Raw genomic sequence first — 19034 nt, 5'->3', positions numbered from 1 at the left:
GACTGGGAACGCTGGGGCAGCGTCCCCATCGGCTTCGACGCCGGCCTCCTCCACGCCTACAGCCTGCGTGTCCCCGCCGTCTCGGCCCGCGTACGGCAGGAGTTCGCCGACGTCCTCGGAACACCCGCCGGACGGGTGGGGGAACTCGCCGCGCTCTGCGAACTGCTCCAGTCCATCGCCCGCGGCGAATACGCCGACATCGCGGAGGCCTTCATGGATCGTGCGGAGGCCCTCACCGGCCGTCGGCCACCCGTCCCACCCCAGAGCTGACAGCTCGTCACCTGCTTCGCCAGCAGGCTTCGGGGCCGTGCCGGACTCTCCGGTCGGTGTCCTCCTGCGCGCCGCCGGGCTGGCATGACGGGGTGGCTGCTCTGGTCGAGGAAGCCGCGAACGGCCGTACGCCGACACCCGCTGGTGCCAGCAGGTGCCCCGCGGTCAGGCAGGTTAACTGCGCCACGTCGCCGGTCCCCCGCCCGCCCGACACCATGGAGCCCAGACCGGTTGGCTTGGCCGTGGGCTGAGGCGGCATCCTCTGCCCACGGCCAGGCTGCGGTCAGGGTCAGGAGGCGGGTTCGTAGGTGATGCGGGCGTTGGGGCAGGATGCCGCGTGCTGCAGGAGAGCTTCCCGCTCTGCCGGGTCGATGGCGAGGCCCCAGCGGTGCTTGGTGGCGACCCATTCGCCGAGGTATCGGCAGTGGACCTGGGCCATGGGCATCCAGGTGGCCGGGTCCTGGTCGGATTTCTGCCGGTTGGAACGGGCGGAGACGCCGGCGAGGGTGACGTCGGAGCCGAGGTCGTTGGCGTAGCGCCGGTGGCGTTCGGTGGTCCAGCCCGTAGCCGCCGCTGTCGTGGACTTCGGCGAGCGGGATGAGGTGGTCGATGTCGACGCCGGACGGTCCCTGGACGAAGACGTCGTCGTAGTAGGAGTGCCAGACGCGGCCGTCCAGGGTGCAGCCGTCGACCAGGTCGTCGCGGGACATGTGCGAGCGGCCCGGAACATGCGCGGCGGCAGCCTTCTTGTAGAGGTCGGCCTTCCACAGACCACTCAGGTCCTCCTTGGGCGCCGAGCGGATCCGCTTCTTCGCCGGCAGCTTCTTCGACCCATCCCTTCGAGACCCGGACCCGGCCGCGGTGGCCCGGCGGGAAGTGCTGGCCTTGCTGCCGGTGGCCTTGGGGCTGCCGGCGCGCTCGATGCTGGCGCGGACGAGGTCCACGTCAGGCTATCCGCGTGACTGTCCCGTCTGGTTCTCCGCGAACCCCGCTGGGCAGTGTCCCAGACGGATGCGCAGCTCCAGCTCGGCGGCCCGCTCCCCGGTCATCTGGCTGGCGCGGAAGGTGCGCCGCTGGTTGAAGAGCCACCGCCCGAGGGGGGCGCACCCTCGGTGTGGTCGAAGGGCGCCTTCAGGGGCCAGGTGCAGCCTGCGCCGATATTGCTCGACATGTGTCACCTGGGATTGTCGTGGTCGAAGATCGGGTGATGGCAGCCGCCTCGTTTGCAATTCCCCTGAGCGTCAACGAACAAGTCGGGACACGGGCAGGAAAGACACGGCCTGGTGGCGTTAGAGTCGGGCTCCCAACCGTTCCTCATTAGCCGCGCGCGAGCGGTTTCCCGGATGCTGCGCACTTGCTCACCAAATTTGCGGAAGTCGGCCTCGTTTTGTTCGAAAGCATCCTTCTGGGCATCTGGCACATCGTTCCGAGACATATCATCCTCCCAGGGTAGAGGTGAATACGCTGAGGGTCTCCCCACATCCACCATGACCCGGCAGCCCTGCCTGCACGCCAAGCGTCAGGTGGAGAGCCCCGCGTCCCCCCGATACGTCACCATGCGGCCACGAAGGCCTCATCTGCCTAGTATACGAGTTGCGCAGGGTTGGATGCCGGTATTGCATGGAAGTGCAGAGGTGCACACCGGACCGACTGATCGGCCCGTCGGAAAGCCGCCCGCGTGCGTAGACGATGCCCCTGGGCGGGTGGCGCCGGCAGGAGGGTCCGCCACGCAGAGCGTCCGTACGCAGATTCAGCGAACCTTGGAAATATCATGGCCAAGAAAATAATTGACGTGACCCTGGCAAGTTTCACCAATACTGGAACACGTTCTGTGGCTCCGTACGGCTTCATAGCGGCCCAATCGACACGCGCTGGCAATGACGAGGAAATATTTGAATCCGAGACGCTTTATGACGTAAAGAAGGGAAAGCCTATCCACCCCAGTGGAGCGCTCAACCTTAAGGCTGGAAATAGCCTCACGTATAATTCTACGCAGCGCCTCTCTATTTCCCATTTCGGCGCAGGGGGCATCGGGAATCAAATGCTAGTGATCCTTGGCAGTCTCATGCAGACCATTGTGGTCAAAGGTGACATCAATGAAACCCTCTATGTTCCGGGCCGGAAAAAGATATCCTTTGATGAAATTGCAGGTTCCATTAACATTTCAGTTCCGTACAGGTGTCAATTCGAAGATCAAGTGTGCCTTTTCGAGGCTAACTACACTGTGAGTGTTGTCTCTTCCTCTGGGTAGAAGGCCTGAAATAGTGGCAGTTCTCACTGAGCCCCCACCTCGGCCTCCCCGGCCCCACCTCCACCCCACCGCCCGGCGTTGAAAAACCTGCGGCGCATCCGCTCAGTCAAGGTCAAGCCCGGCGAAAAACTGACCATCGTGGTCGGCGCCGGCGGCCAACCGTCGCGCCCGCGACGCCCGTAGACCCGTCGATGGTGGAGGCGGTGGAGCGGCAGGCCGGGTGATGCAGGAGCTGCGGCTGCGGGCGTCCCCGAGCCGGAGCCGGTGGCCGGCTCCGTGCAGCCGTTATGCGGGTACAGCTCCCGCTTGTAGCCATCGCCGATCTCGTCCGCGACCTGCAGGGCGGTGATCCCTTCCATGAGGGTGACCTCGTCGGCCTGGGCGGGGGAGGCTGGCGCGAGGACGGCGAAGGCGACGACGGCGGCCATCACCCCCTGCGTAAATTCTTGATCATGAGCCTGGTGATAGCGGGTCACGGCCGCGGGGCTGAGCGGGGTTGGGGGTGCCTCACTCCGCTGGGGGAGCGGGTCCACCGCAGAAACGCGCCTGCGTCCTCAGCTGCTTCTTCGGGTTCGAGGTAGCCGCCCTCCTCCGGACTCCGGTGGACGCACGCGTACACCAGCACCTGCACCTCCGCCTCGCCCGGGGTGCGGCGCAGTCGGCACGGGCCGCTGGAGAGGAACAGTTCGGAGATCCGCTGCGCTGCTTCGACGGCGGCCGGCTCATGGCCCCGGATCTCGATCGTGATCACGTTCTCGTCGTTCATCCTCTCGGCAACCTGCCTGCCCGGGCGGCGGTTTCGCCCGCGCGCCAGGTGCACCCCAACGAGTGCTCCAGATCCGGGCCCCCGGCGCGTGAGCAAGAGTCCAAAGGCGCAGCGCACCGGCATCGACCACAGCGGTCCACCGCGCACCGGCGCGAGGGCTCGCCGTAGAGGACCCGAGAACCCCCGAGCCGTGCGCCCCTTGGAGGGTGGCGTTCTCCCCGGATCCGGACCGGCGGCCGGGTGGGTGCGGCACGCTGGAACCGGCCGGAGCCGGGGTCTGGCCAGCACGCTGTACGACGGGGAAGAGGGTGGGGTGCCGTGGATCAGACGCTGAGGGACCTGGGGGCCGCGCACGAGGGTGCGGTTGGGGTGCTGCTGGAGGACGGCAGTGAGCCGGGGCCGGTGTACTTCGACGTGGGCAGCGGCGGCCACATGCCGTCGTCGACGGAGTGGCACGCGTACGACGGCCGGTTCGGCCGCCCGAGGGCCGCGCTCCTGCGCGGTGCCTGTGCGTGCGGGTGGCGCGGGGCGGCCGAGTACCCGCTCGATTGGACCGTCCTCGACGACCAGCGGCCCCTGTACGAGGCGGACGTCGATCTGACCGGGCCGATCGCGGACTATCAGGCTCACCTCACCGTGGTGCGAGACGCCTCCGTACCGCTGCCCATCCCCTGACTGCGTTGCTGACCACCCTTCAGGAGGAGCTCGAGACTGCCGCAGTGAAGGAGCCGCTGGTGGCGCTGAAGGCTCTCGCGGACCTCAGGTACCTGATCGCCGAAGTGGGCGCGGACGCGGCGCTGGGGGTGCAGGTGAGCAGGATCCCGATGGAGACGGTCGCGACCGCACTCGGCACGAGCGAGGCCGCCGCCCGCCGGTACGTGAACGGATACCGCCACCCCGCGTAGTGCAAGGCAGCGCCCGGCCGCCTGAAGGGGCAAGGCCGCCGGCGGCGTGCCGGTGGCCGAGCGGCCGGTCCCGGCCAACGAGCCCTACTCGGTCTCCCGCAGAGGCATCATCCGTGCGCGACGTACTCGTGCCCTGGGCCAGCCCCGGCCACGTCCGTCTCCGGCAATGCATAGCCGCCCGCCTCGGAGCAGCTCGCCGGCCGGCATCCCCGTTCACCGCCACACGGTGGCCGTACCACCGGTTTCGCCGGCGCGTCAGGTGCACTCCTTCGAGTGCTCGGGTGTGGACGGCGGCGGGTGTGCGGCGGGTCTGCGGCGTTCGGGTGATGTGGCGGTCTGGCATTACGGTGGCCGGGTCCCGTCTGCGGTTGGTGTGGTTGAATTCGCTGCGGTGGGCCCGGCGGGGTCCCAGTCCCTGTGCGCGACCCGACATCGAGCACACCGTGGGAAAGCCAACTCGGCTGGCACCGCAACATGCTCCGTACGTTCTCGTGGTTCTCTGCCGCGCGCGCTGTGTCGGGATAGCTCCGCGCTGTAAGGGGCTCCGAGTCATGAAGGCCACCGTCGTTGAACGCCGTGCCGAGCTGCTGCGCCTGTACACCGGGCTGCCCTGGAAAACCGCTCTCGCGCGGGTCGAGGCCGCCGCCCCCGGCTCCCTGCTCATCCCGGAGCCCGATGCCAGCCAGCTGATGCTGGAAGCACGGGTGATGGCCGCTCTGGCCTGGAGAAAAATCAACAGAGTCCACCCGTGGGGCATCATCTACGTCGACCCGCGCCCCGACCGCCTGACGATCAACTTCGAGCCCGACGTGGACGAGCGCCGCGAAGGCGAGGACACCCAGGCCCTGGACCTGGCCAAGGCGCTGCTGCCGCGCGCCGATGAGTACGGCGAGATCACGGGAGTGCCCGGGGCCCGCCCTCACATCGAGAACGGGACGGTGGTGCTGCGCCTGCTGGGCACGACTGCCTCCATCACCCTGCTGGGCCTGGACCCCGATGAATGGCGGCGGGCGGTCGAGAGCCAGGACCAGATGATGATCACCTGGGGGATGACGCCGTGCCACCAGGGGCGCACCGACCGCTTGCACCCGGCCGAGCGCCCCTACCTGCGGCCGGGCCACGGGGGCGCCGCGGCGTCGGCCTGGCTGACCAGCGGTCTGCTGCGTCGGACCGGCCTGGTCCGTTCGCTGGGGATCCCGCTGGCTGTGACCGGCTGGCTCAACAGCCGCGCACGCGGCGGCGGTGAGCGCTGGATCATCGATCCCACCTTTGCTGAAGGCCACGGCGCCGTCGGCCACCGGCGGCTGGCGGCGCTCCTGTCAGCACCGGAGTGGGGCTTGCCCGTCACCGTCGTGGACGAGGACTGCACCTGCCACCTGCCGCCCGGATACAGCGACCAGTGCACCACCACCGCCGCCTCCGTACGGGCGGACCGGCCGGGGGCGCTGGAAGTACGCACGATCCACCGCCGCGGGGACCGCCTGGGGCGGATCCGACAGGACCGGCCGACGGTCTATGCCGCCCAGGAGGAACTCACCCACTGCGTGCCCGCCTGGGTGAACCGCTGGCTCGAGTCCGACGGGTCGCCGACCGCAGGGGTACCGGGCGCCGCCGTCACCGGCCGTCGCTGAGACCGCCTACCTGGCCTGGTGAACAGGCCGGGAGGGCAGTCAACTACGACGGCCGCACCGCCGCAGACTCGTCGCCCAGGCCGGGCCCCGGCAGCTGTGGGACGAGATCGCCGCCGCTTACCGGCGGTGGGAGGCGTTCGGGCGGCCGTGCGTGGACAAGTACGGCCTCACCGTGACATCAGGCGGGATGGCGGGGTGGGTGGACTTGCCTGCGACGAGGGTGGCCGCCGCCCGCTGATCCTGGACCCCGCCGGACGCTTCCCCACAGACTGCGGAGCAGCTGTCGCGCTGCCGGTTGCCGACGAAGGATGGGAGCACTCGATCGAGCGGGTCGTCCCGGCTGCGAGAACACGCGGGTTCGGCGTCGATCTGTTTCTCGCTGCCGGGCGTCCAATGCCTCGGTTTACGTGTCCAGCTCCGCGGACAGCAGGTCGACCAGTTGCCGTCGCTCGTCAGGGGTCATCTGCTTGAGCAGGGCACGAGCCACGCGGTCCGGCTTGTGCACCGGCACGCTGACCATCTTGTCGCGTTGCTTTGCCTCGATCATCGCCGCGTTGGTGGACAGCTCCCCTGCCGTGACACGGTCGAGGAGATCCGGCCGGTTATCACGCAGCCACCGCATACCTCTCGCTGCGCTGCTACCAGGGGCGCGCGGTTCGATCCCTCCGACCTCGTTGACGTCATCCACGATGTCTGTACAACGCCCCTGCGCAGAGTTGCCTTGTAGTGCCTGGTCGAGTAGGTCCAAGACGTCTACACGGTCGCCGACGACACGCCGGATCAAGCTGAGGCTGCTACCAATGCCATGGGTTGGTGGAGTGGTGACGAAGTCTTCGAAACCGTCATGCTCCACATGCTCGCCGCGGGGGGTAATGAACGATCGCCACGATCCCTCGGTAAGTACACGGGCCAACAAATCAGGGACCGCAGTGAGCCCGCTCTCCGTGGACCGCAGAGCCCCGGCAAGGGTTTCCACCAACATCGCGTTGGCCCGAGGGTTGGGTGTGCCGGCGGTCTCGCTGGTCATCGCCGTGCGTCTTTCAGCCACCGGTCGAGGTACACGAGTCGTTGCTTGAGACTCGGCACGGTAGCGACCTTGATGGATGCCTCCCCGCACTCACGGTTGAGATCAGCGTGGATGTGCCCGTGGGGCCGACGCGTGATCTTGGATAGTTGCCCCACCTTCCGCTGCACGAGGTTGCGAATCTCGGCCTTCTCCTCAACGAGCGGACGGGTCTCCGCTGGTTCCTCGGTCTTCTGCTCAGGGAACGCTCCGGCAAGGCGCAGGGCACGGGCGAAGGCCGACGCCTCCACGCTCATCGGGATGCCAGCCTCGCGCATGACCTGACGGGCTCGTTGCAGCTCGGCGTCGGCGAATGCGTTGCCGCTGGCAATAGTGAATGGGTGCACGGCCACCGACGAGCCGATGACCTCAACCGAAGAGGGTTTCCGCGTTGTACCTTCCCCTCCGTCCTCGCCCTGGTCGCGCTGGATGCGCTGCTCCTCGTCCGCCAACACGGCGTCGACGGTCTTCTCGATGTCGGCCGCCATCCGCAGGATCGGTGTGATCGAGGGCACGAAGACCCTCGCGCAGGTCTCGTCCTCCGGACCTCGCTTGCGGACACAGCGCCCGACCACCTGCCTGAAGAACATCTCGGTGCGCACATTGGAGGCGTACACGACGACCCCGAGTCGGGGGATGTCGACGCCCTCGGAGACCATCTGCACGGCCACGATCCACCGGGAGGTTCCTTCGGCGTACCGGTCGATGACCTTCGATGCTGCCGGGTCGTCGGAGATGGCTACGGACACGGGCTCTCCGGTCCCCTGGCGCAGGATTTCGGCGTACGCCTGCGCGGCGGCCTGGTCCCGGGCTACGACTAGGCCACCCATGTCTGGGACGTCTTCCCGCATCAAGGTCAGCTCATCGTTGGCCCGCTGCAGTACGGAGGGGATCCAGTTCCCGGCGGGATCGAGGGCGGCCTTCAGGGCTGCGGCGTGTGTGTTGCTGTCGGTCTCGGACAGTCGTTGTGCGTTGAGTTTCTCGTCCGATGCGAACCTCCATCGAGCTTCGCCGTCCATCGCCGGGAACGCGACGGGTCGGACGACCTCCCTGTCTTGGAGGGCTGCCCCGTAGTCGTAGTTGATGTCGGGTACGGCCCGCCTGGTCACGTCGTACTGGACGAACGGAATGGGCCTCTGGTCAGTGCGGAACGGCGTCCCGGAGAGGAGGAGGCGGCGCTGAGCGCCGGCGAAGGCGGTCTCCAGGGCGGTGCCCCAGGAGAGCGTCTCCGCGTCGCCGGCGTGGTGTACCTCATCCAGGATCACGAGCGTGGGGAACGTCTTGTTGCAGGCGATGCGTTCCCAGGTCAGGGGGCTGGCGGCCACGGACTGGTAGGTGGTGACGACGCCGTCGTAGTCGCGAGCTGACACCCCGTCCCGGTTCGCGAAGTCCGCGTCGAGCTGGATTCCGCCCTTGGCTGCGGCCTTGGCCCACTGCTTACGCAAGTGGCTCGTGGGGGCGACGACGACCAGGCGACGAGCTTCGCCCAATTCCACGAGCGACTGGTATGCCAGGAGCCCGAACGTGGTCTTGCCCGCTCCCGGGGTTGCGACCGCCAGGAAGTCCTTCCTGCTCGCGACGAACGCCCGCATTCCGTCTTCCTGCCATCGCCTGAGCTTCACGTGTCGGTTCCCCTTAGCTAGGTTGCACGGCGGACAGAGCGCCTGCCCGTTCATGACATCGGTGGCGCCCCCTGCGGACCAAGGCTCTTGGTGGTCGGCGTGCCAGCCGGGCTCGAGTTCCACCCCGCAGCCGGCGCACACACCTGCTCCGGTCAGGAAGAGGGCAACGCGCTCGGAGCTGTTGAAGCGGCGGCGTTCACGAGTCATAGCTGAGGTTCACCGCACAGCTTCACGCCCAGCAACCGGAATGGTGATGCTTAACCAGAATTGGTTATTCCGTCCAGAACGTCACCCGTTGAGGCGCTGGTTCGTCTACGTCGTACGGCTGCCGGGCACCCACAACATGGTGGGCGCCCGGCAGCCTCGTCAGGCAGTGGTGCGCACGGCCTCGGAGTAGGTGTTGAAGAAGGTCCCCGTAAGCTTGTGCTGAGCCAGCTGGACGGAGACGGCTTGCTCGTCCTTCCAGCTACCAGGGTTGGCGGCGAGCGCGTTGGCGAACTTGGTGACCGCTTCCCGAAGCAGCTCGAACTTGGCCGGGGTGACCACCCGCATGCCCGGCGGTGGAGTGCCCTGGACATCGCAGGTACGGCTGGAGTGCAGCATGACGGGCAGTGCCTTCACGTCCGGATTGATCTTGTTGAGCCAGCGGACGCTGCCTCCGAGCTGAGCACCGGGGAGTGGGGGCGGATGCTCCGGCGCACACTCTGGGGCTGCACGGCGGCTGTTGTGCTGAATCGATGGATTCTGATCGGACTGCGTTCGTGTCTAGCTCATCTGTTTCAGTATCAGCTTCGTTACCATATCCACTGGAGCACCTCTCACACGGGGGTGGCGGAACACCTTCAGACACTCACAATTGCAGGCACCTGGCGGACCCCGCGCTGAGTCGTCGTGACCGCGCGGGCGTGGGAGACGGCGAAGGAAAGTAGTTGCCGCGCATGCTTCGTCGCCCGCAGGCATGTTGTCGGGTGGCCGTTGCGGCGCGGGGGCGTTGAGCGGGTGTGCCGTGGCCGTTGCCGTACCGCCAGGCGGTGTCCTTGCGTGTCTGTCCGGGCCCAGGGCGCTGGGGGCCCTGGGTATGCGTCGGCCCGCGGTGCCCGCCTCGTTATGTTCGGGTCTGGAGTTTTTGTGTACTCACCCCCTGATGCCGCCGCCTCGTTCCAGCCGGCCCCCGCGCGCCGCTGGCATCCCCTGCTGGCGGTCCCTGCCTGATCGCCTTGACGCTCACCGTTCCGCCGCTGGGTGTCGCGCTCGCGTTCGCGGCCCGCTGGGACAAGGCCGGCCAGGCCGTGACGGTGGTCCTGGCCTCGATCTGGTTCGCGGTCCTGGTCGTCGCCGATGCCAGCCCGAAGAACACGCAGGATGACGCGAGGATGCACCCGCAGCCGGCCGCCACGGTCACCGTCACCGCACCAGCCCCAGCACCCCCGGCTTCCGCCCCTGCGCCGCCGGCCACCGCGGCGCCCGCATCCCCGACCCCGGCGGCTACCCCTTCGCCACGGTCTGCCCCGTCCGTTGCCGCTCCGGCCCAGCAACAAGCACCTGAGCCGCCGAGCCAACCGCGGCCCCCTGCGGTAGACGACAGCAAGACCGGCACCTCCGGAGACACACAGCCGGGCGGGGCGTCATCCGATGACAGCTCGAGCGCTGGGGACGGCGGTGGCAGCGTCTCCTACCGAAACTGCAGCGCCGTGAGGGCGGCGGGGGCGGCTCCGATCCGCCGCGGGGACCCGGTCTACGGCTCCCACGTAGACCGCGACGGCGACGGCGTCGCCTGCGAGTGACCAGGCTCCTCACCCGACACGACACGCCTGCGGTCGGCTCTGCGCGGTCGGCTGAACCGTCCCGGCCGCCCGGGCGCCGCCCGTCAGACAGCCGAGCACCGGGCCGAGGCCACGGTGGCCGTGCGGTGGCGCTCGGGCACGGCGTCCAGGTTCATACCCGGAAGCGGGCGGCGCCGTCGGACGGTCTGGTCCTCGATGGCGAGCTCGTCATCCGGGGTACCGCAGCCGACCGGTTGTCCTTCGAAGCCCTCCGGTGCCGGGCCACCGCCCTCGCGCGCTGGGCTGAACGTCGGCACCGCGGCGCCTACCGCCTGGTCAGCACCCGCCAAGCACACCCCTTCGACACCGTCTTCGGTCAGCCCACCGCCTTGCGCGCAGCGAGCTGACCCTCCAGCAGCGCGACCGGCGTACGTGCACGCCCGGACCACCGAGGCGGTCATCGGAGCGGTCACCGGCACCCTTATCCGTCTGCAGCTCCTGGTCCTCGGCCGCCACGACGAGCACGGCGAGCACCCCACCCTGGCCGATCCGGGCACCCCTGGGAGGGGTGCGGTTCGCGTCTGCGTGGGGGTCCCGCGAGGTCCGGGACGTGATTCTGGTGCGCCCCGAGGCGGTGGTGGAGATCAGCTGCGACCGCGCGCTCGACCGGGGAGGCGTCTACCGGCACCCGGTCCGGTTCAAGCGGCTGTGCCTGGACCAGACGGCGGACGATGTCCCCGCTTTCGGGCAGGGCGGGGCCGCGGCCACCAGCTGAGGGCGGCGCGCGGACGCCCGGGGCGCGGCCTTGCGGGCCCCGGCCGCCCCGCTGCGGCCGGACGCGTACGGGCTGCCGGGGGGAGGGGCACGAGCACGGCGGGCGCGCGGACGTAGCGGCTGAGCGTGCCGAGGGGGCTGTGCCGGGTTCGCCCGGGACGGCGCCAGCCGTATGACGAATGCGGCTGTGCGCGGCTGTGCCGTCGGTTGTCCCCGGTTGGGGGTCTGCCCTGTCCGGGCGCTTTGCGGCGCTCGGACAGGGCAGGCCTGTCGGGGGTCAGGGCAGGGCGATGGCTCGGGGTGGGTTGGCCGGTCCCGACTGCCAGATGTCGCCCGTGTTCGGGTCGATGGTGTCGCCGGCGGTGGTGGTGAGGAGCCGGGCGAGGAGGAGTCCGGTGGAGAGCTTGCTGAGGGCTGCGGCGGTGCGCTTGAGGCGGTGGTGTTGGTCGGCGGGCAGGGCGAGGGCGACGCAGGTGGCGTCGTGGCCGGGCAGGGTGAGGGAGAACGCCGCGCAGAGGTTGTGTTTCGAGTACTCCAGGAGGTCGAACTGGAGTGCTTGGGGGCCGTGGTTGTCGAGGTTCTCGAAGAGGGCCCGCGGGTTGGTGATCGTCCGTCCGGTGTAGGGGAGGGGCTCGTAGCGGGCGAGGTGTTCCATGCGGGCCTCGAAGTCGAGGTCGGCCAGGAGCGCCTTGCCGACCGCGCTCGCGTGCGCGCTGTCGGTGAACGCCGCCCCGACCCTGACCGGGGGCGCGCTGGGGCCGTGGGAGGACTGGAGGATCTCGACTTCCCCGCCGGTGTAGGTGCTGAGGTAGACGGCGGCGCCGAGGCGGTCGCGGAGCCCGTCGAGGGTCTGCTGCATGAGCAGATCGTGCTGTTCGGGGCGGGAGGCCATTTCCATGACCGGCCCCGGCAGATGCGCTCCGGAGATCGTCTCGACCAGGTACTGGGCACGCAACCAGTGCAGCAGCCACGCCGTGGAGGTCACGGACATGCCGGTGCGCCGCGCGAGGTCGCGGGTGCTGATCCCGCCGGACTGCTGAATGTGGCGGAGCAGGTGGTGGGCCTTGACCGCCGCGGCCTGCTGCCGGGGGGTCTGCGTGGGCAGGATCCGGGAGGCCATATCGGTCAGCACCGCCGGCCGCAGGGCATGTGCCGAAAACCACCCCTTACGGCTGCCACCGGAGTCGCTGGCGTCGCCGGAATCTGGCTGAGCCGGGTTTGCGGCCCCGGCGGCTGCGGCGGCTGCGGCGGCCAGGTGGGGGGCTGGGTCGGGCAGGGGCTGGACCAGGGCTCCGCCCGGTGTCTGGTCGAGGGACCGCAGATGCCGGTACCGCGGCCGGGATGGAGCCCCGGGCGCCCTGTCGTCGGCGGTCGGCCGGTGAGGGGCGGGGAAGGCGGGCGGCGGCACCAGAACCAGGTGTGGGGCCCCCGTCTCGGGCGCGGCGATCTGCCCCGCCGCCGCGGCAGCGGCCGCGGGGGCCTGGGCGGGGTCGGGGAGGAGGACTTCGGCGCGGACGCCGAGATGTTCGCGGACTTCCTCGAAGAACCGCGGGTCTTCCACGGGCGGGAGCGGTTCGAGGGGGGAGGGGCGGCGGTGGGCGGTTGCGGCCAGGAGGCGGCGCGCGTCGGAGTGTCCGTGGCGGGCTGCTTCGGCGACGAGGAACCGTACGTCCTCGCGTCGGTCGCCGTCGGCCCGGCCGGCCAGGGCCGCGAGGCGGAACATGGCGCCGGGGTGTCCGGCTTCGGCCGCGGTGCCCAGCCACCGCTCGGCGCGCAGCAGTTCGCCGCGTACCAGTGCCTTCGTCCCGAGCCGGTACAGCGAGTTCGCGTGCGCCCGCTCTTCCGGGCTCAGCCCGTAGGTGTCGGTCAGGGGCCCGAAGTAGCCCTTGGGGCGGTCCCAGAAATCATGTGGCCCGGCGAGCTGGGCCAGCAGGTGGGCGAGCTCGGCCGGCACCACCGGATCCGGGCGGCCCGCCCCGCCGCGGTGGTCGTTCGTGCTCACATCCGTCACCTGTCCTTCCTTCCGCAGCTGTTCTTTCGATGCCCATCCCGAATATGCCCAGTGAGCTTGCGCCGTAGATGCGCGATCGCCTTCGAACGCAGTTTGTGCAGCTGCGGGGCCGCTATGCCGAGCGCGGCCGCGATCTCCACATCGGACAGGCCCTTGCTCTGCAAGTCCACGACCTGGCGCTGCTTCCCCTCCGGCATCCGCTCGATCTCCCGCCGCAGCAGCTCCCGCTGGCGCCGCCGGCCCTCATCCACCACCTCCTGGTCCTCGCCGTCGGGCAGCGACTCCAGCGTCTGCGCATCCATCACCACCGTCCGCTTGCCGCCGCGCTGTTCCCGGCGGCACTCGTCGACGGCCAGGTTCCGGGCGGCGGTGCGCAGGTACGCCATCACGTTCGTATCCGCCGGCAGCTCACCCTCCGCCACCTTCACGCCCACCCGCAGGAGCGCTTCCGCCACCACGTCCTGACACGTCGCCAACGACAACGACCGAAAGGAACGCCGCAGCACGTACGGACCGAACTTCATGAACGCCGGAGCCGCCTCCAGCAACCGCTGCGCCACATCGGGCTCCGGCACGGGCCCCTCCGCACCATGACCGGGCTGCTGTTCCGTGTCCGGGTCCGGCGCGAACTCCTCTTCCGCCCCACCGCCTACCACGGGCCCCGCTCCCCGCCGGCCGCTGAACCGGAGCCGGTGACGGAACCGATGCCCGAGGGGGCGTCGGCGGCGCCCGCGATCTCGAACCGCACCACGGTCTGCGCATCCACGGCCAACTCCACCCGCACCACCACAACCTCCTCCGCTGCACCACCGCACTGCTTCGGCACCACGGGCTCGGCGATCGCTTCACCGGGGGTGTCCGGTCGGCCGGCCGTACCACGCCGGCACAGGCTCACCACAGCGACCAGAGCGTGCACCGCGCTCACGGCGGTCGGGACGTACCCGATCCACTCCAAGGACGGCATGTTCAGTGGTTCTCCATCTACTTGGCGGGACGCGGTCGGCGTGATCGCGTCCTCGCCCCGCAGACGAACACCACTGAGCACTTCTCCCCCCGCAGCCTCCCGATTCACCCAAGTGAGTGAACGAAGAGCCCGCCCCGCGCTCCGGCGCACGCCAGGGTCGCCGCCGAACCACATCACCGGGCAGATGCCCCTGCTAGGGCTCACCGGCGGGGAATGGCCCGGGGCCAGGCCGTGCCCTGACCCCGGGTGCAGTGCCGTTTCGCCGGTGAAACGACGGCCCTCGGGGGAGTGAAATGCTGCTCCGCGCTCTGTTGCTGTTGTCGTGGTGGCCGGTAGAACCGCCGCATGATGATCTTGATGCGGGCCGTGTCAGCGGTCGCTGCTCTCGCCCTGTCCTTCCCCGTAACGACCGCGCTCGCCGCCGAGCGCCCGGCCGTCGTGCCGCAGGTGCTGCCGATGGGGGTCGCGGTCTCCGCGCTCCCCCTCGGGGTCGAGGACCGGACCGGCTACCAGCGCACTTCCTTCCGGCACTGGAACGATGGTGACCAGCTGGCTGATGGTTGCAACCTCCCAGACCTTGCGGCCGTCCTGCTCGGGAGGGACTTCGATGAGGTCGGGGACCTCGATCGGGTCGTGCTCGTCGCGACCTCGCCGACGACCTCCTCCACGATGTCCTCGACGGTCGCGACCCCGGCGGTGCCGCCGTACACGTCGCTGATCCGCCGGCAGCGCGGGACGCGACGGCCGGCCCAGAGACGCACAGGCGGGCGCGCACGTCGCCGCCGGCCGAGATCTGACCGAGGCCCCTGCCGTGTGCGGCAGGGGCCTCGGGGTGTTCCGAGGGGGCTGCGGCTGCCTCAGGACAGGGACACCCGTAGTTGGCGAAGGACTCGGTGGAACCCGGCGACGGGCAGGCTCGAGGCCGAGCAGGCGGAGGCACACCCGCGCCGGAACACCTACCTCATGCAGCCCCGGGCCGTGCAGCCGACGAACAGCTTGAACGCGGCCGGAGAGACTACGATCACTGGGCCGCCCTCCACCTTCGTGTCTTGCACGGCCACGCCCTCCAGCCCGATGGGCACGAGCGGTGCGACCTCCACGCACTGACTTTGATCGTTACCCGAGTATGACGACTTGAAGAAGTGCAGGGCCGCGAGCTGGGAGGGGCTGAGCTTCATGCTTTGAGCCTTTCGAGATGGGTTTCCAGAAGATCCCGGGACTGATCCACGGGAAGAGCGGCTGACGCGGTGAAGTCGAACCCGGCGGCCTGTAGTTCGACCTCGCGCGGGTCCTCGGTGTGCTTCCCGCCCGTCGCCGAGTCCACCGATGCGACCGGCGCCCACGGGTGCGCGAACTCCAGCAGCGTCAGCCCGCCGTTCGACCCGTAGGCCGGGTGCGTCGAGAGCGGCACAACCTGGATTGTGATGCCCGGCCGGCTCCCGAGGTCCAGCAGGTGACGCACCTGGTCGGACATCACCGTCCCGTCGTCTCCGAGATGCGCATGGAGCGCTGCCTCGTGCACCAAGGCGTGAAGTTCCACGCCCTTGCCCGCGCGGGATAGCACCTCCTGGCGGCCCAGCCGGACTGCGACCAGGGTCTCGGCCCGCTCCGCGAGCTGTTCTTGAGACCTGCCGATCAGTTCCCGCGCGTAGCCGGGGGTCTGGAGCAGACCGGGAACGACCACCGGGTGCATCAGCCGCAGCAGCACGGCGTCGCCCTCAAGCTCGATGAAGTCCACGAAGGACTGCGACAGATGCCGGGCGTGGGGCGCCGTCCAGCTCGATCCGGGCGGAGTCTCCGCCGCAGCGGCCACCGCCCGCACCGCCACCGGGTCTGTGATCTTGTATGCGGCTGCCAGCCGAAGGACGTCGGCTTCTCCCATGTGGTACTTGGCCTTCTCCAGCCTGGACAGGCGAGTGAAGTCGATCGCCGCGCCCTCTGAGGCCTGCCGGAGCGTCAGCCCTGCGGCTTCCCTCCACGCCGTGACCATCGCCGCCGCCCGCCGCGCCTTCACCGAAAGCGCAGGTGCCTTCCTCCGCGAGGCGCGAGGTTGCGCCTCTGTTGCGCGTGTCTGCGTCATGCGGCGCAGCATCCCACAGCCAGGAGCGCCCCAACAGCCCAGGCATATGCCAAGTTTCGGCGAGTCGGTGCTCCTTGTTGCGCGATGGGCGCCGAAAGGAGCAGGCTACCGCTCACACGGTAAATGCTCACGAAAAGCCCCCGTGCAGCTACACAAAGTCATGCCCGCAACCGGCCTGAAAGCCGAAACCATGACCCTTCACGCGCGACCCACCACCGATGCCACCGGGCTCCCCGCCTACACGGAGACCCTCCCCGCCTTGCCGGAATCCGTCGGCAGAGCCCGCCGCCTGGTCCGACTCGCCGTCACCGCCTGGAGTTTGGAGGGGCTGGCTGACGACGTCGGCCTGATCGCTTCCGAACTCGCCACCAACGCCGTCCAGCACGCGAACGTGGCCAGCTTCCGCATCACCGTCGTCCGGCTGGAAGCCCGCTGCGTCCGGGTCGCCGTCATCGACACCAACAAGACATTCGTCCCCGAGCCCCCGGCCATGGAATACGACGCCGAGTATGGCCGCGGCCTCCGCCTCGTAACCGCTCTGGCCGACGCCCACGGCCAGGAGCCCCTCAACTGGGGCAAGCGCGTGTGGGCCGACCTTCGATGGAGCCTTCCCCGGCCGTAGTCACCGCGCGCAAGTCCGCATGCGACGGCGCAGCCGTCGCATGTCCTGAAGCCTCGCGGCAGAGCCGCTGCGCGCCCCTTCCCTATCCGACCCCATGATGCCTGGAAGTCGCCCGTGCCCTCCTTCAGCCCGCCCCCGCCCGAGTTCCTCCCCGGGATCGCGGTGCAGACCATCGTGACGACCTACGGGACACCGATCGTCACGCTGTACCACCCGCACGCCCAAGCGCGAAACACCAGCGTGGAGAAGGCGATGACCGCCATCGGCACCCTGCTCGGGCTCCGCTACGGCCGCCACTTCCGACGCAGCAACGAGTACGTCTACGACATCGGCGGGAACTGGTACCTGGACTACAGGCACCCTCGTGACGTCCTCCACTTCCCCGTGAGGAACGTCCTGTGGCCCTGCGCCGCCCACGGCGGTGGGGGCGCACTGGTCGCGGTCAGCCTGGAACCCGATCCGAGGGCTCCGCAGGAGCGAGTCCTGACCGGATCCCTCGCCCTGCGCCGAGCGGCCCCGCGTGAGTGGAGCAGGGAGAAGCACAGGCGCTGACCCCCTCGACACCCGAATGCCACCAGCACTCGAACACCACCCCAGACAACCCTAGAGAGAAGGAGACCCTCGTGTTCATCGACATCCCGAGCGAGCTCGAAGCCGCTCTGATCGACCTCACCCTGCCGACGTGGAAGCTGGACGGGCCGGCCCTGGCGAAGTCCACCATGGAGGACTACCGGACCGAGATGACCGCGGCCCCGCGGTTCGAGGAGACCACCGCGATCCTGCGCCACGCCCTGACCGGCGAGGCCGGCGGATACGCCGTGCTGCGTCTGGGCAACCTGGCCAACGCGCTGGGGACGGCTGACGACGACCGGTTCCTGCGACTGGCGACGGCCTTCGCGGCCGAGGTGGCCATCCCCTTCTCGCCCTTCCCGCGGTGGCCCTTGTGGAAGGACATCGGCGTCAAGACCGACAAGGATCCCGGCAAGTCCAGCGGCATCGGCTACAACGCCTTCCACATGGACCTGGTGAACGCGACCCTGCCCCCGGACTACACCACGCTGCTGTGCGTTCGCCCCGACCCGCTCGGCGGCGGCCCCAGCATCCTCTCCGACGCCCACGCGGCGGTGGCCCGGCTGTCGGACGACCACCGTGCCCTCCTGGCCGAGTCGGCCTACCACTACGGGACCTTCTTCGACCTGCACGGCGTGGGCGAGGAGCACAAGCCGTTCCCGATCCTGGACGGCAGCCCAGGGGAGGGCTTCGTCCGGTTCACCGCCAAAATGCTGGAGCGGTCCCAGCTCAGCCAGGCACACGCCGACGCCGCCCGGGCGCTGGCCGAGGAGCTCGTGCGGGCGCAGGTCTCCTTCATGCTCCAGCCCGGTGACTACCTCATCGTGAACCAGCGCCGCTTCTTGCACGGCCGGGAGGCACTCCAGAGCGGCCAGGAGAACATCGCGGTCGCGGACCGCCGACTGCTCCTCCAGCTGTTCCTCCGCACGCCGTCCGGAGCCGACTCGGCCGCATAGCCGGCCGCCAGGCTAAATGCGGGAGTTGCGCACCGACTGCCACACAGCGCCGGCCAGTGCCCGCGTCGCCCTCGGGACCGACAGATGCTCGTGGTCGCGGTACAGCGACCAGTTGTACTGGACGAGCGAGAGCTTGTTGGAGGACAGGGATCCCGCCTGGTGGGCCCTGTACACCGCGAGCGGCTCGGCCAGACCGCGGGCGTCGGCGCCGTCCCGCATGATCGACAGCCAGAGGGCGTAGTCCTGGCGCTTGCGCATCTCCGGCATCAGCCTCGTGCCCAGGACATTGCGGTCGTACATGGCGGTGAGAGCTCCGATGTGGTCTCGGACGAGCATCGCGCGGTAGTCCACGTGCTCCCGGGCACGGACCACGCGCCCGTTGGGGACCCAGTCGGTGCTCTCGCCGTCGTAGTCGGCGTCCATCTTGAAGTACGAGGTGAAGGTCAGCGGCGCGGTGGCCTGAGCGGCGAAGGCGAGCTGCTTCTCGGTCTTCTCCGGAAGCCACATGTCGTCGCTGTCGAGGAAGGCGATGTAGTCCCCGCGCGCCCGCTCCATCGCACGGTTGCGGGCCCGGCCTGCGCCGCCCTGTTCGGGCGCCCGCTCCGGCAGGACGCGCTCGTCGTGGCGGGCGAACTCCGTGAGCAGGTCCATGGAGCCGTCGGAGGACTGGTCGTCGGTGACCAGCAGCTCCAGGTCGCTGTGGGTTTGGGTGAGCACCGATCGGACGGCCGCACCGAGGGTCGCCGCCGAGTTGTACACGGGCATCACGACAGACACCAGGGGCAC

The 19034-nt window shown here is 69.3% G+C and carries 21 protein-coding genes and 2 pseudogenes; 10 read left to right on the top strand and 13 right to left on the bottom strand.

Annotated elements, in window-relative coordinates; genetic code table 11:
• A pseudogene (locus ACZ501_RS34650) lies at positions 1-270 on the top strand (hypothetical protein); the annotation flags it as partial.
• A 289-nt stretch (positions 271-559) separates the two neighbouring features.
• On the opposite strand, the gene ACZ501_RS34645 reads toward ACZ501_RS34650, so the two are convergent.
• Positions 560-715: a hypothetical protein gene (locus ACZ501_RS34645; RefSeq protein ID WP_468800711.1), complete on the bottom strand. Its 156-nt coding sequence runs from the start codon at positions 713-715 to the stop codon at positions 560-562.
• Between the two features lie 1326 nt (positions 716-2041).
• On the opposite strand from ACZ501_RS34645, the gene ACZ501_RS34640 reads away from it, so the two are divergent.
• On the top strand, positions 2042-2521 hold the full coding sequence (locus ACZ501_RS34640) for a hypothetical protein (protein ID WP_468800709.1): 480 nt from the start codon (positions 2042-2044) through the stop codon (positions 2519-2521).
• 23 nt (positions 2522-2544) lie between these two features.
• On the opposite strand, the gene ACZ501_RS34635 is transcribed toward ACZ501_RS34640, so the two are convergent.
• Positions 2545-2949 carry a hypothetical protein gene (locus ACZ501_RS34635; RefSeq protein WP_468800706.1) on the bottom strand — a complete coding sequence of 135 codons (405 nt, stop codon included), beginning with the start codon at positions 2947-2949 and terminating at the stop codon, positions 2545-2547.
• A gap of 44 nt (positions 2950-2993) precedes the next feature.
• Complete coding sequence (locus ACZ501_RS34630; protein WP_468800704.1) at positions 2994-3287, bottom strand: hypothetical protein; 294 nt, start codon at positions 3285-3287, stop codon at positions 2994-2996.
• A 318-nt stretch (positions 3288-3605) separates the two neighbouring features.
• Between ACZ501_RS34630 and ACZ501_RS34625 the strand changes: the two genes are divergently transcribed.
• The 3 genes from ACZ501_RS34625 (at position 3606) to ACZ501_RS34615 (ending at position 5823) form a co-directional block, all read left to right on the top strand.
• Positions 3606-3962 (top strand): hypothetical protein, encoded by a 357-nt coding sequence (locus ACZ501_RS34625; RefSeq protein WP_468800701.1) that lies wholly within the window; start codon positions 3606-3608, stop codon positions 3960-3962.
• Between the two features lie 5 nt (positions 3963-3967).
• Positions 3968-4192 (top strand): hypothetical protein, encoded by a 225-nt coding sequence (locus tag ACZ501_RS34620; RefSeq protein WP_468800699.1) that lies wholly within the window; start codon positions 3968-3970, stop codon positions 4190-4192.
• Positions 4193-4743: 551 nt separating this feature from the next.
• Positions 4744-5823, top strand: coding sequence for a hypothetical protein (locus tag ACZ501_RS34615; RefSeq protein WP_468800696.1), 1080 nt, complete (start codon positions 4744-4746; stop codon positions 5821-5823).
• 403 nt (positions 5824-6226) lie between these two features.
• Here the strand turns inward: ACZ501_RS34615 and ACZ501_RS34610 are convergent, their stop codons facing one another.
• The 3 genes from ACZ501_RS34610 to ACZ501_RS34600 form a co-directional block, all read right to left on the bottom strand.
• Positions 6227-6850 carry a hypothetical protein gene (locus tag ACZ501_RS34610; RefSeq protein ID WP_468800694.1) on the bottom strand — a complete coding sequence of 208 codons (624 nt, stop codon included), beginning with the start codon at positions 6848-6850 and terminating at the stop codon, positions 6227-6229.
• Entirely contained in the window at positions 6847-8715 is a 1869-nt protein-coding gene (locus ACZ501_RS34605; protein WP_468800691.1) for a DEAD/DEAH box helicase family protein, read from the bottom strand. Before ACZ501_RS34605 ends, ACZ501_RS34610 begins: the two co-directional genes overlap by 4 nt.
• Before the next feature lie 159 nt (positions 8716-8874).
• Positions 8875-9129, bottom strand: coding sequence for a hypothetical protein (locus tag ACZ501_RS34600; RefSeq protein WP_468800689.1), 255 nt, complete (start codon positions 9127-9129; stop codon positions 8875-8877).
• A gap of 752 nt (positions 9130-9881) precedes the next feature.
• Here ACZ501_RS34600 and ACZ501_RS34595 point away from each other — a divergent pair.
• On the top strand, positions 9882-10292 hold the full coding sequence (locus ACZ501_RS34595; RefSeq protein ID WP_468800714.1) for an excalibur calcium-binding domain-containing protein: 411 nt from the start codon (positions 9882-9884) through the stop codon (positions 10290-10292).
• Between the two features lie 589 nt (positions 10293-10881).
• Positions 10882-11046: a hypothetical protein gene (locus ACZ501_RS34590; RefSeq protein ID WP_468800686.1), complete on the top strand. Its 165-nt coding sequence runs from the start codon at positions 10882-10884 to the stop codon at positions 11044-11046.
• A gap of 276 nt (positions 11047-11322) precedes the next feature.
• Here ACZ501_RS34590 and ACZ501_RS34585 read toward each other — a convergent pair whose 3' ends face one another.
• From ACZ501_RS34585 to ACZ501_RS34560, 6 genes and pseudogenes are all read right to left on the bottom strand, one after another.
• Positions 11323-13056 (bottom strand): IclR family transcriptional regulator domain-containing protein, encoded by a 1734-nt coding sequence (locus tag ACZ501_RS34585; protein WP_468800684.1) that lies wholly within the window; start codon positions 13054-13056, stop codon positions 11323-11325.
• The gene (locus tag ACZ501_RS34580; protein ID WP_468800681.1) at positions 13053-13631 is read right to left on the bottom strand and encodes an RNA polymerase sigma factor; all 579 of its coding nucleotides are present in this window, start codon (positions 13629-13631) and stop codon (positions 13053-13055) included. The genes ACZ501_RS34585 and ACZ501_RS34580 overlap by 4 nt, the downstream gene beginning before the upstream one ends.
• Before the next feature lie 74 nt (positions 13632-13705).
• Complete coding sequence (locus ACZ501_RS34575; RefSeq protein WP_468800678.1) at positions 13706-14020, bottom strand: hypothetical protein; 315 nt, start codon at positions 14018-14020, stop codon at positions 13706-13708.
• Between the two features lie 369 nt (positions 14021-14389).
• A pseudogene (locus ACZ501_RS34570) lies at positions 14390-14739 on the bottom strand (hypothetical protein); the annotation flags it as partial.
• A gap of 237 nt (positions 14740-14976) precedes the next feature.
• Positions 14977-15198 carry a DUF397 domain-containing protein gene (locus ACZ501_RS34565; RefSeq protein WP_468800675.1) on the bottom strand — a complete coding sequence of 74 codons (222 nt, stop codon included), beginning with the start codon at positions 15196-15198 and terminating at the stop codon, positions 14977-14979.
• A complete protein-coding gene (locus ACZ501_RS34560; protein WP_468800672.1) occupies positions 15195-16100 on the bottom strand; it encodes a helix-turn-helix domain-containing protein in 906 nt (301 codons plus the stop codon). Before ACZ501_RS34560 ends, ACZ501_RS34565 begins: the two co-directional genes overlap by 4 nt.
• Positions 16101-16290: 190 nt before the next feature.
• On the opposite strand from ACZ501_RS34560, the gene ACZ501_RS34555 reads away from it, so the two are divergent.
• The 3 genes from ACZ501_RS34555 to ACZ501_RS34545 all read left to right on the top strand — a co-directional run bounded on the left by ACZ501_RS34555 (position 16291) and on the right by ACZ501_RS34545 (position 18248).
• Entirely contained in the window at positions 16291-16722 is a 432-nt protein-coding gene (locus ACZ501_RS34555) for an ATP-binding protein (RefSeq protein WP_468800670.1), read from the top strand.
• 114 nt (positions 16723-16836) lie between these two features.
• Entirely contained in the window at positions 16837-17274 is a 438-nt protein-coding gene (locus ACZ501_RS34550; RefSeq protein ID WP_468800667.1) for a hypothetical protein, read from the top strand.
• A 71-nt stretch (positions 17275-17345) separates the two neighbouring features.
• Positions 17346-18248, top strand: coding sequence for a TauD/TfdA family dioxygenase (locus ACZ501_RS34545; RefSeq protein ID WP_468800665.1), 903 nt, complete (start codon positions 17346-17348; stop codon positions 18246-18248).
• Positions 18249-18260: 12 nt separating this feature from the next.
• Here the strand turns inward: ACZ501_RS34545 and ACZ501_RS34540 are convergent, their stop codons facing one another.
• Positions 18261-19034 (bottom strand): glycosyltransferase family 2 protein, encoded by a 774-nt coding sequence (locus ACZ501_RS34540; RefSeq protein ID WP_468800662.1) that lies wholly within the window; start codon positions 19032-19034, stop codon positions 18261-18263.

Source organism: Streptomyces sp. NPDC034085, from assembly GCF_055575555.1.
This window is presented reverse-complemented; position numbering and strand designations above follow the sequence as displayed.

Coding starts and splice junctions, on each gene's coding strand:
- ACZ501_RS34645 (WP_468800711.1), bottom strand. CDS start 715: ATGCCCATGGCCCAGGTCCACTGCCGATACCTCGGCGAATGGGTCGCC.
- ACZ501_RS34615 (WP_468800696.1), top strand. CDS start 4,744: ATGAAGGCCACCGTCGTTGAACGCCGTGCCGAGCTGCTGCGCCTGTAC.
- ACZ501_RS34560 (WP_468800672.1), bottom strand. CDS start 16,100: ATGACGCAGACACGCGCAACAGAGGCGCAACCTCGCGCCTCGCGGAGG.
- ACZ501_RS34555 (WP_468800670.1), top strand. CDS start 16,291: ATGACCCTTCACGCGCGACCCACCACCGATGCCACCGGGCTCCCCGCC.
- ACZ501_RS34565 (WP_468800675.1), bottom strand. CDS start 15,198: ATGAAGCTCAGCCCCTCCCAGCTCGCGGCCCTGCACTTCTTCAAGTCG.
- ACZ501_RS34595 (WP_468800714.1), top strand. CDS start 9,882: ATGCACCCGCAGCCGGCCGCCACGGTCACCGTCACCGCACCAGCCCCA.
- ACZ501_RS34575 (WP_468800678.1), bottom strand. CDS start 14,020: ATGCCGTCCTTGGAGTGGATCGGGTACGTCCCGACCGCCGTGAGCGCG.
- ACZ501_RS34640 (WP_468800709.1), top strand. CDS start 2,042: ATGGCCAAGAAAATAATTGACGTGACCCTGGCAAGTTTCACCAATACT.
- ACZ501_RS34605 (WP_468800691.1), bottom strand. CDS start 8,715: ATGACTCGTGAACGCCGCCGCTTCAACAGCTCCGAGCGCGTTGCCCTC.
- ACZ501_RS34635 (WP_468800706.1), bottom strand. CDS start 2,949: ATGGCCGCCGTCGTCGCCTTCGCCGTCCTCGCGCCAGCCTCCCCCGCC.
- ACZ501_RS34610 (WP_468800694.1), bottom strand. CDS start 6,850: ATGACCAGCGAGACCGCCGGCACACCCAACCCTCGGGCCAACGCGATG.
- ACZ501_RS34630 (WP_468800704.1), bottom strand. CDS start 3,287: ATGAACGACGAGAACGTGATCACGATCGAGATCCGGGGCCATGAGCCG.